The organism is Dactylosporangium sp. NPDC049140, from assembly GCF_040648435.1.
This window is the reverse complement of the sequence record NZ_JBEZDS010000006.1, coordinates 221,795-234,615: the sequence shown is the minus strand read 5'-3', so window position 1 is coordinate 234,615 and position 12,821 is coordinate 221,795. Positions and strand designations below refer to the sequence as shown.

At 72.8% G+C, this 12,821-nt stretch carries 13 protein-coding genes; 6 read left to right on the top strand and 7 right to left on the bottom strand.

Translation table 11 applies throughout. From position 1 onward, the window contains the following. Positions 1 to 2 precede the first annotated feature (2 nt). A complete protein-coding gene (locus tag AB0B76_RS13215; protein WP_360374153.1) occupies positions 3 to 650 on the bottom strand; it encodes a HEAT repeat domain-containing protein in 648 nt (215 codons plus the stop codon). A 190-nt stretch (positions 651 to 840) separates the two neighbouring features. On the opposite strand from AB0B76_RS13215, the gene AB0B76_RS13210 reads away from it, so the two are divergent. After that, entirely contained in the window at positions 841 to 2,349 is a 1,509-nt protein-coding gene (locus AB0B76_RS13210) for a CehA/McbA family metallohydrolase (protein ID WP_360374151.1), read from the top strand. A 138-nt stretch (positions 2,350 to 2,487) separates the two neighbouring features. Here AB0B76_RS13210 and AB0B76_RS13205 read toward each other — a convergent pair whose 3' ends face one another. The 5 genes from AB0B76_RS13205 to AB0B76_RS13185 all read right to left on the bottom strand — a co-directional run bounded on the left by AB0B76_RS13205 (position 2,488) and on the right by AB0B76_RS13185 (position 7,730). Beyond that, complete coding sequence (locus AB0B76_RS13205) at positions 2,488 to 2,853, bottom strand: MTH938/NDUFAF3 family protein (protein ID WP_360374149.1); 366 nt, start codon at positions 2,851 to 2,853, stop codon at positions 2,488 to 2,490. Positions 2,854 to 2,943: 90 nt separating this feature from the next. Beyond that, positions 2,944 to 3,981, bottom strand: coding sequence for a LacI family DNA-binding transcriptional regulator (locus AB0B76_RS13200; protein ID WP_360374147.1), 1,038 nt, complete (start codon positions 3,979 to 3,981; stop codon positions 2,944 to 2,946). A gap of 96 nt (positions 3,982 to 4,077) precedes the next feature. Further along, a complete protein-coding gene (locus tag AB0B76_RS13195) occupies positions 4,078 to 6,156 on the bottom strand; it encodes a discoidin domain-containing protein (RefSeq protein ID WP_360374343.1) in 2,079 nt (692 codons plus the stop codon). Between the two features lie 238 nt (positions 6,157 to 6,394). Beyond that, positions 6,395 to 6,865: a hypothetical protein gene (locus tag AB0B76_RS13190; protein WP_360374145.1), complete on the bottom strand. Its 471-nt coding sequence runs from the start codon at positions 6,863 to 6,865 to the stop codon at positions 6,395 to 6,397. 10 nt (positions 6,866 to 6,875) lie between these two features. Next, complete coding sequence (locus tag AB0B76_RS13185; RefSeq protein WP_360374143.1) at positions 6,876 to 7,730, bottom strand: helix-turn-helix transcriptional regulator; 855 nt, start codon at positions 7,728 to 7,730, stop codon at positions 6,876 to 6,878. 155 nt (positions 7,731 to 7,885) lie between these two features. Here AB0B76_RS13185 and AB0B76_RS13180 point away from each other — a divergent pair, with 155 nt between their 5' ends. Then, complete coding sequence (locus AB0B76_RS13180) at positions 7,886 to 8,869, top strand: hypothetical protein (RefSeq protein WP_360374141.1); 984 nt, start codon at positions 7,886 to 7,888, stop codon at positions 8,867 to 8,869. On the opposite strand, the gene AB0B76_RS13175 is transcribed toward AB0B76_RS13180, so the two are convergent. After that, positions 8,841 to 9,557, bottom strand: a complete 717-nt coding sequence (locus AB0B76_RS13175) for an SDR family oxidoreductase (RefSeq protein WP_360374139.1) — start codon at positions 9,555 to 9,557, stop codon at positions 8,841 to 8,843. The genes AB0B76_RS13180 and AB0B76_RS13175 overlap by 29 nt on opposite strands. A gap of 79 nt (positions 9,558 to 9,636) precedes the next feature. Between AB0B76_RS13175 and AB0B76_RS13170 the strand changes: the two genes are divergently transcribed. Genes AB0B76_RS13170 through AB0B76_RS13155 form a run of 4 tightly spaced genes read left to right on the top strand, consistent with a single transcriptional unit; the run spans position 9,637 to position 12,806 of the window. Beyond that, the gene (locus AB0B76_RS13170) at positions 9,637 to 10,188 is read left to right on the top strand and encodes a TetR/AcrR family transcriptional regulator (RefSeq protein WP_360374137.1); all 552 of its coding nucleotides are present in this window, start codon (positions 9,637 to 9,639) and stop codon (positions 10,186 to 10,188) included. Between the two features lie 35 nt (positions 10,189 to 10,223). After that, on the top strand, positions 10,224 to 11,231 hold the full coding sequence (locus AB0B76_RS13165) for an ATP-binding cassette domain-containing protein (protein ID WP_360374135.1): 1,008 nt from the start codon (positions 10,224 to 10,226) through the stop codon (positions 11,229 to 11,231). Next, entirely contained in the window at positions 11,228 to 12,019 is a 792-nt protein-coding gene (locus tag AB0B76_RS13160) for an ABC-2 family transporter protein (RefSeq protein WP_360374133.1), read from the top strand. The genes AB0B76_RS13165 and AB0B76_RS13160 overlap by 4 nt, the downstream gene beginning before the upstream one ends. Position 12,020: 1 nt before the next feature. After that, a complete protein-coding gene (locus AB0B76_RS13155; RefSeq protein WP_360374131.1) occupies positions 12,021 to 12,806 on the top strand; it encodes an ABC-2 family transporter protein in 786 nt (261 codons plus the stop codon). Positions 12,807 to 12,821: the final 15 nt, after the last annotated feature.

Genomic DNA, 12,821 nt, shown 5'->3' with positions numbered 1-12,821 from the left:
CACTATTCTCCTGCGCGCTCCGGCCCGAGCGCGAAGACCCGCCGGGCCTCGTCCACCGCGAACCCGGCGTCCGGGTCGAGCAGGAGCCGCTCGGTGGCTTCGGCGTGCGCGCGCACCCCCGGCTCGGAGTGGCCCGCGGCCGCGCGCAGTACCGGCTCGACGGCGTCACCGAGCGCCACGAGGGCCCGGCTCAGGCTGAGCCGCACCTCCCGGCCGCCGCGCCCGAGCTGCCGCCCCAGCTCCGCGGCGAGCGCCCCCTTCGCCTCCTCGGGCACGAGCACGACAGCGGCCCGCCAGGCCGCGCGCGCAACCCCGTCATCGGCGTCGCGGAGCAGCTCCACGCCGATCGCCGGCCACGCGGTGCGGTCCCCGATCTTGGAGAGGGTGTGCAACGCCTGGCTGCGGGCCTGGGCGGCGTCGGAGCGGAGCTCCGCGCACACCATCGGCACGGTGACCGCCGCCGGGAGCCGCGTGATCGCCCACGTGAGCATGTCGCGCACGAAGAAGTCCGGCTCGACCGCGCACCGTGCCACGAGCGCGTCCACGAACCGGGCATCGCCCCGGGTCCCGGCCGCGAGCGCCGCCTTGAGCCGGACCGACGAGTTGTGCGCGCCGAGCGCGTCGACCAGCCGCGCGTCCTGTGCATCCATGCCGCCAGTCAAAGCCTTGTCACAGTGACAAGGTCAAGCCCACGTCACCAGGTCCACTCACGCACGAGCAGACCGGGTCCTCGCACGCCGAGGGGGTGTGGGTGGAGCGAAGCTCCCCCCACCGCGAGCGCGGCGAGCCAGGAATGCAGCGTTCACCTCAGCGCTACCCTCGCCCGGCAGGCTGCGGGACATGGATCGTCGTCAACTGCTGCTCACCACCGTCAAGACCGGCGTCGCGGCCGGGGTCGCCGGCGGGGCGGTCATGCTGGATCCCGTCGCGTTTCCCGCGTCCGCCGAAACCGCCGGGCCCGTCACTCGCACGATCACCGGGCACATCCCGTACGGCGCGCCCGACTGGGTCTACGTGCCGCTCGAGATCCCGGCCGGCGTCAACCGGCTCACTGTCGAGTACTCCTACGACCGTCCGGCCGCCCCGGCCGGGCAGAACGGCAACGCGCTCGACATCGGGCTGTTCGACGACCACGGGATCGAGCTCGGCGACGAGCGCGGGTTCCGGGGCTGGTCGGGCGGGTTCCGCACGAGCTTCACCGTCTCGGCGTCCGACGCCACGCCCGGGTACCTGCCCGGGCCCGTCCGGCGCGGCACGTGGCACGTCATCCTCGGGCCGTACACGGTGCACCCGCAGGGGCTGAACTGGACCATCACCGTCAAGCTCGAGTTCGGGCCCGACGGGCCCGCGTTCCGGCCGAACCCGGCGCCGCTGCGGGCGACCGGGCGGGGCCGGGCGTGGTACCGCGGCGACATGCACCTGCACACCGTGCACTCGGACGGGCGGCGCACCCCGGCCGAGGTCGCGGCCGCGGCCCGGGCGGCGAAGCTCGACTTCATCGTCTCCACCGAGCACAACACGTCGAGCGCGGCCGGCGTCTGGGGCGAGTTCGCCGGCCCCGACCTGCTCGTCATCGACGGCGAGGAGGTCACGACCCGCAACGGCCACTACACCGCGCTCGGGCTGCCCGCGGGGACGTGGATCGACTGGCGGTACCGCGCGGTCGACGGCGCGCTCGCGCGCTTCGTGCAGCAGATCCACCGCGCCGGCGGGCTGGCGGTCGCGGCCCACCCGCTCGCCACGTGCGTCGCGTGCGGGTGGAAGTTCGGCTACTCGGGGCTGGACGCGGTCGAGGTGTGGAACGGGCCGTGGACGCTTGACGACGAGGCCGTCCTCGCCGGCTGGGACAACCTGCTCGTCGCCGCGGTGCGGGAGGGGCGCGCGGACTGGATTCCGGCCGTGGGGGACAGCGACGCCCACAGCGAGCCGCAGGTCGTCGGCCTCCCGCACAACGTGGTGTACGCGGGGGACCTCGACCGCCGCGCCATCCTCGACGGTGTGCGGGCCGGCCGCCTCTGGATCGCCGAGTCGGCCGCGGTCGACCTGGCCTTCACCGCGACCGCCGCGGGCCGCAGCGCGGGCATCGGCGAGCGCCTCCGGGTGCCCGACGACGCCCCGGTGACGCTCACCCTGCAGGTGAGCGGCGCCCCGGGGTGCGCGGCCCGCCTGATCACCGACCAGGGGCAGCGTTTTGCGACGGTACTGCCGGCCGACGCCCCGGCCACGCTGACCTGGACGACCACGGCCCGCAACGCGCGTTACGTGCGCGCCGAGGTCCGCCGCCAGCAACCGACCCCGACGACGGCCGACACGATGGTGGCCCTGACGAACCCGATCTTCCTGGGCTGAGGCGAACAGGCCGGCGGACGGCCCGGCGCCGTTCTCACCGCTCCTGTTCGCCGCCAGAGTGCGCTGGCGTAGATCTTGAGGGGGTGTGGGTGGAGCGAAGCTCCCCCACCGCGAGCGCCAGCGAGCCAGGGATGCAGCTCAGCACGTCGAGTGGAACAGGCCCCCGACCGCGGCGGTGCCCGCCAGGATGTTGTACAGCTCCGCTGCCGCCGCGGTCTCGGCCGTGTGCACCTGCACCCCGCGCTCCCGCAGCAGCGCCAGGGTCTCGTCCGCGACGCCGAGGCGCTCCTCCATGCCGAGCGACAGCACGACCACGGTCGCGCCGGCGTCGAGCAGCTCCTCGACGTCGGCGGGCTGGGTGCCGGGGGAGTGGCGGGTGCCCGTCTCGTTCCAGTCCCATGCGCGGGCGCCGCCGGGCCAGAGCTTGGCGTCCTTGAAGTCGCCGAACCCGTCGACGGTGATCGACCCCCAGGAGACCGCGAGGATGCGTGGCGATGGCGGCATCGGCCCACGGTACCGCCGCCGCGAACAGCTCGAGCCCCCGTCCTCGGCGGACGCCCCGGTCGCTCCCCCACCGCGAGCGCCGGCGAGCTGTTAGGCAGACGCTCGCAGGATCAGCTCCGGGTTGAAGATGACCGAGCGCGGCGAGCGCTGCGGCTCGCGGATTCTCGTCATCAGCAGCTGGGCCATCTCCCCCGCCATCTCCTCGACCGGCTGGCGCACCGTCGTCAGCGGCGGATGGCACTCCAGCGCCGCCGTGCTGTCGTCGAAGCCGATCACCGCGATGTCCTCCGGCACCCGGCGCCCCGACTCCTGCAGGACGCGCAGCGCGCCGTCGGCCATGAGGTCGTTCGCGACGAAGACGCCGTCGACCGAAGGGTGCTCGGCCAGCAGGCGGGCCGCGGCGCGCTCGCCGCCGGAGCGGGTGAAGTCGCCCTCGATGTGGCGGGGTGTGAGGCCGTGCGCCTTCACGGCCTCCTCGAAGGCGGCGAGGCGGTCCTGGGCGGCCGGCATGTCGAGCGGGCCGGTCACGGTGGCCAGGCAGCGGCGGCCGAGGGCGACCAGGCGGTCGACGGCGAGCTGGACGCCGGCGCGCTGGTCGACGTCGACGAAGCTGATGGTCACGGGGTGGCCCGGGCGGCAGGAGAGGACGACCGGGATGCCGAGCTCGACCAGCTGGGCCGGGAGCGGGTCGTCGACGTGGCTGGAGATGAGCAGGGCGCCGTCGACGTGGCCCTGCCGGAGGTACCGCAGCAGATGCGGGCGCGCGGGCGGGTCGGCGAGGAAGATGACCAGGTGGATGCCCAGGGGGCGGAGCACCTCCTGAGCGCCGGCGGTCACGCGGCCCAGGAACGGGTCGGTGAACATGCGGGTCAGGAACGGTGTGGAGTACCCGCGGTTCTCCGGCTCCGACACGACCAGGGCGATCGAGTCCGTGCGGCGGGTGACCAGCGACCGGGCGGCCAGGTTCGGCACGTACCCGGTCGCGGCGATGGCCCGCTCGACCGTCCGGCGCAGTTCCGGGTCGACGGTCTGGACACCGTTGATGACCCGGGAGACCGTGGCGCGTGACACTCCGGCGTAGTTGGCGACCTGCTCAAGGGTGGGCGGTCGCGAGTCGGTGCCCGTCATGGTTGTCACGGTAGATCGTGCCCCGTCGCGATGAGAGCCGCGGGTGGACGGATCCGCATGTCACGTCCACCCGCGGCCAGTTCGGTGAGTTACCTGCTACTTGTAAACCCGCACGTAGTCGACGTACATCCGCGACGGGAACGGCGTGGTGGCGTCGATCGGGCCGGGGAAGTCACCGCCCACGGCGAGGTTGAGGATGACGTAGAACTGGTGGTCGTACACCCACGGGCCCCGGGTCGTCTCGACCGTGTCCTTGTTGGCCACGAGGATCACGGTGTTGTCGACGCGGAACGTCATGTGCTTGCTGTCCCACTCGACCGAGTACACGTGGTAGTCCAGCGAGAGGTCCACGGTGGTGAGCTTCTGGCCGTAGCCGCCGCCACCGTTGTACGCCGGCGCGTGCAGCGTCGAGTACACGTCCGTGGTGCTCTTGCCGAGGATCTCCATGATGTCGATCTCGCCGTTGTACGGCCACGGGCGGCCCTGCAGGAAGTCGGCGCCCATCATCCAGAACGCGGGCCAGAGGCCGTTGCCCTTCGGCACCTTGATCCGGGCCTCGACCCGGCCGTACTGCGTGGTGAAGCTCGTGCTGGTGTTGATGCGGCCCGAGGTGTAGTCGCGGCCGCCCTCGGTCTGCTTGCGGGCCTCGATGACCAGGGAGCCGCCCTGGATGCTGGTGTTCTCCGAGTTCGTGTAGTACTGGATCTCACCGTTCTGGCCCGTGCCCGGGTCGACGTGCCACTTGGACGTGTCGACGTTGGTGCCGGTGTTGAACTCGTCGCTCCAGACCAGGTTGGTGGCCGGGAAGACCGGGTCCGCGGGCGGGGCCGGGGGCTGGGTCGGGGCGCCGCCGGTGCCGTACACCTTGAACTCCCACAGCGAGTAGCCGTAGCCGTTGGAGCGCTGGGTGCCGTACATCCGCACGTAGCGGCCGTTGCCGTTGACGGTCAGGGTCTCCTTGAAGCCCTTGCCCGTCGTGGTGCTGTAGATCGACGTCCAGTTCGCGGCGTCGGTGGAGGTCTGGATCTGGTACGCCACCGCGTACGCCGGGTCCCACTGCAGGATGACCTGGGTGATGTGGGCCTGCGCGCCGAGGTCGACGTAGATCCAGCCCGGGTCGACCCAGCCGTTGTCGGGGCTGGTGGCCCAGCGGCTCGCCGGGTCGTTGTCGAAGGCCTTGTCGGGGGTGCACGGGTTGCAGTTGGTGTCGTTCTGCGAGGTCGAGGCGACGGCCGGCTTCTTGTAGGACAGCAGCACCGAGTTGCCCGGGTTGGTGCTGGGCGTCGGGCTCGGCGAGCTGGGGGTGTCGTTCGTGGTCGACGGCACGCCGCCGACGCGGATCTGGAACTCCCACAGCGAGTAGCCGTACTGCGTGGCCCGGGCGGTGCCGTTCATCCGCACGTAGCGGCCGCTGCCGGTGACGTTGAGGTTCTGGACCCCACCGGTGCCGGTCGTGGTCGTGTAGATGGTGGTCCACGCGGTGCCGTTGGTCGACGTCTGGATCTGGAACGCCGTCGCGTAGGCGGTCTCCCAGTTCAGCGTGACGCCGCAGACCGACTGCACCGAGCCGAGGTCGACCTGCAGCCACTGCGGGTCGCTCGCGGCGCTGGACCAGCGGGTGCCGGCGTTGCCGTCGACGGCCGACGCGGCCGGGGTGCCCGCGTTCTCGGTCGAGGAGGCGGTGGCCGTCTTGCCCTGCGCGGCGTTGGCGGCGCCGCAGCTGCCGGGCGTGGTCGGCGAGCCGCCGAAGATCTGGAACTCCCAGAGCGAGATGCCGTACTGGGTGCTCTTGGCGGTCGCGTTGAGCCGGACGTAGCGGCCGGTGCCCGACACGGTCAGGCTGACGTTGCTGCCGCCGGTGCCCGACGTGGTCGAGTAGACGCTTGTCCAGTTGGTGGCGTCGTTGGAGGTCTGGATGGTGAAGGCGGTGGCGTACGCCGCCTCCCAGTTCAGCCCGACCCGGGAGATCGCCTGCGGCGAGCCGAGGTCGACCTGGATCCACTGGGGCACGGTGAAGGCGCTCGACCAGCGGGTGCCGGCGTCGCCGTCGGTCGCGCTGGAGGCGGGGGTGGCCGCGCTCTCGGACGACGACGCGGTCGTCGGCTTGCCCTGCGACAGCAGGGTCTCGGCCGCGTTGGCGCGGGTGACGACGACGACGATGTACGCGCACAGCATGGCGGCCACCGCGAGCGCGATGATGCCGTAGCGCAGCGTGCGCCGGCTGGGCCCGTGTCTTCCTGCGTTCAATCCGACGGATCGATGGCCGGGGGCGGAGACCGACCAGTCCATGGGTGACTCCTTCGTGGCGGGGGTGTGACGGCGGAGTTGAGAGAGCGCTCTCTCAAACAGCCACAATGACCCTTCCACGGAACCCTGTCAATGCCCCGGAGAGCGCTCCCTCGCGAAAGCCCGCCTACTTGTGCAGCACGACGGCGTTGACGCCGGGGGCGGAGAACGTCCCGTCGCCGCCGCTGACCTCGAACCGGCCGGTGGTGCCGGTGACCGGCCCGCACGGCACGGAGCGGAACGTGATCGTGAACGCCGTCCCGCCGGCCGGCACGAGGGTCGCCCCGCACATGGCGCTCTCCAGCGGCGCCGCGAAGGTGACGGTGAGGGTGCCGTAGTCGGAGATGTCGGCGTGCACCGATCCGTCCTCGGACGTCCAGTCGCCGCCGGCCACCTTGAGCTGCCCCTGCTCCTCGACGACCTTGCTGGTGAAGAAGCCGATGCCCACGATCGGCCCGACGACGAACACGCCGACGCAGCACAGGATCAGCAGCACCGGGATCCCGACGGCCAGGGACACGATGAGCGCGACGTTGGTCTTCTTGGGTGGTGGCAGCGGAGGCTGGTACGGGTGCGGATAGGCCTGGTAGGGCTGCATCCGCGGGAGTCTATCGACCCCCGGCAACCAGCCGCAGCCCGCGCGGCGCCGGTGCGGTCAGCCGCGCCAGGGCCTCCTCCGTGGCCGCGTCGGCCGGCAGGTACACCAGCAGCTTCTGGTCGTCGTCGGCCGGCAGCTCCAGGGTCTCGTAGGCCAGGCGCAGCGCACCCGCCGGGTGCGCCATCCGCAGCACGCCGCTCGCGCGGGGCAGGCCGGGGATCGCGCCCACCCGCGCGGTGAAGGCGTCGCCCGCGACCACGGTCAGCTCGTCGGCGAGGGCGGCCACCGCGGCGTCGGCGCGGAACGGGCCCTGCTTGAGCGCCGCGACCTGCTCGTCGGCGACGTGGTCCCAGTCGGGGAAGGCCGCGCGGGCGCGGGGGTCGGCCAGGACGTACCGCGGCAGGTTGGGCACCGCCGCGTCCAGCAGCCCCAGGGGCCGCACCAGCGCGTCGAACGCGGGTGTGCGCGCCACGAGGTCGCCGAGCCGGTTGAGGATCGCGGCGGGCGCGGGGTCGAGCCGGTCCAGCAGCGCGCGTACGGTCGGCCGCACGGTCGCCGGCGGCCTGGCCCGGGGCCCGCGGCACGTGAAGCCGGGGTCCGCGGCCTTGGTCAGGCGATGCAGGTGTACCCGCTCAGAGGGCGTCAGCCGCAGCGCATCCGCGAGCGCGGAGAGCACCGGCGGCGACGGGTGGCGATCGCGGCCCTGCTCGAGGCGCGTGACGTACTCGACGCTGACCCCGGCCAGGGCGGCCAGCTCCGAGCGGCGCAGGCCCGGCGTGCGGCGGCGGGGCCCGCTCGGCAGGCCCGCCTCGGCCGGCTTGACCGCCTCCCGCCGCGTACGCAGGAACAATCCAAGTTCGCTCACGCCACCTCCGCTTCGCTCCGGCGCCGCGACCGAAGGGCCCTGCGCCAATGGTGAGCGGCCCCTCCGCTTCGCTGCGGACCGCTCACGCCACCGACGGTACAACCGCGGGCTCTTCCGGATCGTGGCCCCGCTGCTACCCCTCTAAGATCCCCGGCGTGCTGAAGCGACTGTTCCGGGGGCTCGCCGACCCCGTCCTCGACGACGACCCGGCCTTCGACGATTTCGACCTGCGCGCCGCCCGCGACCGGGCCCGCGGCGGGGACTGGCAGGCGGCCCGCGACGTGCTGCACGGCGCCGACCACGAGGTCCGCGGGAGGCGCTTCGCGGTGCTCGGCGACACGGCCGCGGCGGACGAGTCGTGGCTGGCGGCGTGGGAGCGGGAGGAGCCCGGGCACCCGGACGCGGCGATCCTCCGGGCCGCGCACCTCATGTCCGCGGCGGGCCGCGCGCGCGGGGCCGCGAGCGCGAAGCACACCACCGCGGAGCAGTTCGCCGGCTTCGCGTCGCTCGGCGCGGCGGCCCGGGCGGCGAGCCGGCGCGCGATCGAGCTGGCCCCGGCCGACCCGGCGCCGTGGGACGGGGTCGTGTCGTCGATGCTGACCGGCAACGGCTCGATGCCGGAGTTCAACGACGCGATGCGCGAGGGCCTGCGCCGCGACCGGTACCACTTCGAGCTGCACCTGTCCGCGGTGACGTACCTGTGCCGCAAGTGGTACGGCTCGCACGAGAAGATGTTCGCGGCCGCGCGCAAGGCCGCGGACGGGGCGCCGGCCGGGGCCAGCGTGCACGTGCTGCCGGTGTTCGCCCATTTCGAGTACGCGATGCGCGAGTACTGCTGGGACACCCGCAGCCCCGAGGCGTTCCTGCAGGTGTGCCAGTACTTCGGCCGCCGCGACGTGGCCGCCGAGGTCGACGCGTGCGCGGAGCGCTTCCGCGCCGCCGGGCCGCGCCGCCTCGGGCGCGCGCCGACCGCCTACAGCTGGCTGGCCCTCGCCAACGTGCTCGCCGGGCGGCCGGCCCGGGCCCGGGCCGCGTTCGCCGAGCTGCTGCCGTACCGGGCCGGGACCGGCGCCTGGGGCTACTTCTACCTCGACGGCGCCGACGGGTTCCTCACCGGCTGGAGCTGGGCGCACCGGTAGCGAGCTGCACGCCGCCCGCGACCGGCAGGACCGTGCCGGTGATGTAGCCGTTGGTCGCCAGGGCCACGATGGCCTCGGCGACCTCCTCGGCCCGGCCGACCCGGCCCGCGGGCAGCGCCGCCGCGAACGAGGCGAACAGCGCCTCGCGGTCGGCCGCCGCGAGGCCGTCCCACCACGGCGTGTCGATGACCCCGGGCGAGACCGCGTTGACCCGCACCGGCGCCAGCTCCACCGACAGCGGCCCGACCAGCGCCTCCAGGGCCCCGTTGAGCGCCGCGAGCCCGGCCGTGCCCGGCAGGGCCGCCCGCGCCGAGCTCGCCGACACGATGGTGACCGACGCGGCGCCGGCCAGGTGCGGCAGCGCGGCCCGCAGCAGCCGCAGGTGCGGCCAGAACTTGCCCTCGAACGCGGCCCGGAGCTGGCCCAGGTCGAGCTGGGCGAGCGGGCCGGCGCCGAGGGAGCCGCCGAGGGCGAGCACGAGGTGGTCGTACCGGACACCGCCGCCGAACGTCGCGAGCGCCCCCTCGTCGGTGGCCGCGTCGGCGACGACCCCCGGCAGCCCGGCCTTGTCGATCCGGGCCTGGTCGCGGCCGGTCACGGTGACCGCGAACCCGCGGGCCGCGAAGGCGTGCGCGGTGGCCAGGCCGATGCCGGAGGTGCCGCCCGCGACGAGAACCTGCTGAGTCATGCTGCATCCCCTTTGTCGAGACTTGCGTTCTCGACAAGCATTGCCGAGACTGCCGGTCTCGGCAAGTTAGGATCATCACATGCACCGGGAGCACACCGGCCGCCGCCGCAACGAGGCCGCGCGGCAGGACATCCTCGACGCCGCCGCGGCCCTGATCGCCGAGCCCGGCGGCGCGGCCGTCACCGTCGACGCGATCGCCGCGCGGGCCGGCGTGGGCAAGCAGACCATCTACCGCTGGTGGCCGTCGAAGTACGCGGTGATGCTCGACGCCCTGCTGGAGCGCGCCCGCGCCGACGTCGTCGAGACCGGCGACGGCACGCTGCCCGGCGACCTCACCGCGTTCCTGGTCAGCTCCTTCGCCGGCGCCGAGCGGGGGCGGGCGTTCCTGGCCACCGCGGCCGGAATCGCGCAGTCCGACCCGGCCGCGCGCGAGATGCTCGAGCAGTTCACCCGGCGCCGCCGCGACGCCCTGCGGGGACTGCTGGAGCGGCACGGGGTGGCCGAGCCCGGACTGCTGGTCGAGCAGGCGTACGGCGTGCTGTGGTACCGCCTCATGATCTCCCACGAACCGCTCGACCGGGCGAGCGCCGAAGGCCTCGCGGCGCTGCTCGCGGGGCAGGCGGATATTTAGTTCGGGTATCGAAAAATGTCCGTTAGTCTCCGTCGGTGGCAATCGTGGAGGCACGTCAGCTGACCAAGGTCTTCCGAAGGCCGGACAAGGATCCGGGCCTACGGGGGGCCGTCAAACACCTCTTCACCAGGCGCTTCACCGACAAGGTCGCGGTGGACCACGTCGACCTGTCGATCGAGGCCGGCGAGGCGGTGGCCTACGTCGGGCCCAACGGCGCCGGCAAGTCGACGACCGTCAAGCTGCTCAGCGGCATTCTCGTGCCGACCACCGGCGAGGTCCGCATCGACGGGCTGTCGCCGCGCAAGGACCGCATCGCGGTCTCGCACCGCATCGGGGTGGTCTTCGGCCAGCGGACCCAGCTGTGGTGGGACCTTCCGGTCTCGGAGTCCCTCGCGGTGCTGCGCGACATCTACGGCATCGACCACGGCACCTACCGCAAGCGCATGGCCCGCTTCGACGAGGTCCTCGACCTCGGCGACGTGCTGCCGGTGCTCGGGCGCAAGCTCTCGCTGGGCCAGCGGATGCGCGCCGACCTCGCCGCCGCGCTGCTGCACGCGCCGCCGGTGGTGTACCTCGACGAGCCCACCATCGGCCTCGACCTCGCCGTGAAGGACCGCGTCCGCGAGTTCTTCCGCTCGGTGCGCGACGAGGGCACCACGGTCATGCTCACCAGCCACGACCTCGGCGACATCGAGGGCTTCTGCCGCCGCCTGGTCATCATCGACTCGGGCCGGATCATCTTCGACGGCGACCTCGACGCGGTGAAGGACGCCTTCGCGCGCGAGCGGATCCTCAACGTGGAGACCGATTCGGCGGTACCGCTGGAGGCCCTGCGCACCGCCCTGCCCGGCGCGGCCGTGGAGCCGGGCGAGACGCCGCTGCACTTCTCGGTCCGCTTCGACCGGTTCGCGATGACCGCGGGCCAGGCGGTCACGGCCCTGGCCCCGCTGACCAACCTCGTCGACTTCAACGTCGACGAGCCCTCCATCGAGGACGTCATCCGCCGGGTGTACTCCGGCGAGCTCCAGCTGGATGCAGCATGAGGGCTTATACCGCGCACGCCCGCGCCGCGGCCCTGTCGGCGCTGGCGTACCGCGGCAACTTCCTGCTCTCCCTCGGCGGCGTCGCCTTCCAGCTCGTCGCGCTGCTCGCGGTCTGGAAGGTGCTCCTGGGCGACGGCGCGGCCCAGGTCGGCGGCTACGACTGGCCGCACATGCGCAGCTACCTGCTCGTCGCCTTCGCCTCCGGCGCGCTCGTCGGCACCTTCGTCGACTTCCGCATGTCGCACCGCATCCAGTCCGGGCTCGTCGCGCTCGACCTGGTCAAGCCGGTGGACTACCAGCGGGCCCGGCTGTGGGAGGTGGTCGGCGGCGTGTGGATCGAGATCGCCGTCGTCGCCCTCGTGACCGGGGTGTCCATTGTGGTCAGCGGCCCGCCGGACCTGCCCCCCGGGCCGGAGCTGGCCCTGTTCGCGGTCAGCATGGTGCTGCTCGTGCCGCTGAAGTTCATCGTGGTGTACGTCTCCACGCTCGCCTGCTTCTGGACGCAGAACTTCGTCGGGGTCCTGTGGGCCCGCCAGGCGATCACCGGCCTGCTCTCCGGGGCGCTGGTGCCGCTGGCGTACTTCCCCGGCTGGCTCGCCACCGCCGCGCAGTGGTCGCCGTTCGCCGGGCTCACGTCGACTCCGGCGCTCATCTTCGTCGGCCAGGCGTCGGGCCGCCACGCCCTGCTGCTCGTCGCGGTCCAGCTCGGCTGGCTCCTGCTGCTGTGGTACGCCGCCCGCGCCCTCTTCGGCCGGGCCCTGCGCCAACTGACCGTCCACGGGGGATGAGATGCGGATCTTTCGGCTGTACCGGCGGCTGCTGGGCGCGCACCTGCGCTCACTGCTGGAGTACCAGGGCGACTTCTGGGTGATGATGGCCGGCACGGTCGTCATGCAGGTCGTCAACGTGGTCTTCCTGGCCGCCATCTTCGCCAAGGTGCCGGCCATCAACGGCTGGGACTTCTGGGCCGTGGTGGCGATGTTCGGCATGGTCGCCGTGGCCGAGGGCGTCGGCTCCCTGTTCTTCGAGGGCATGTGGAGCCTGTCCTGGATGATCAACCAGGGCGACATCGACTACATGATGGTGCGCCCGTTCCCGGTGGTCCTGCAGGTCAGCAGCGTCCAGGTCGGCATCAACGGCCTGTCCAACCTCGTCACCGGCGGCCTCATGCTGGCCTTCTCACTGTCCCATGTGGACGTGGCCTGGTCCCCCGCCCGGATCGCCCTCGGCCTCGTGGTGCTGCTGTCCGCGATGGCCATCAAGGTGGCGATCAACCTGGCTACGAACGCGGCCTCGTTCTGGATGCAGAGCCCGAGCCCGCTCTTCGCGATGGCGGTCCACCAGGCCGGCGACCTGGCCCGGTTCCCGCTCTCGGTCTACCCGTGGGCGCTCAAGGCCGCCCTGGGCTTCGCCCTGCCGTTCGCGTTCGTGAGCTTCTTCCCGGTGAGCTACGTGCTCGGCCACGGCCGCGCCTGGGTCGGGCTGCTCACGCCCCTGGTCGCGGTGTACTGCCTGGCCGCGGCCGGCTGGATCTTCACCCGCGGCCTGCGCCGCTACGAGAGCGCGGGCAACTGACCCTGGCGCATGGAC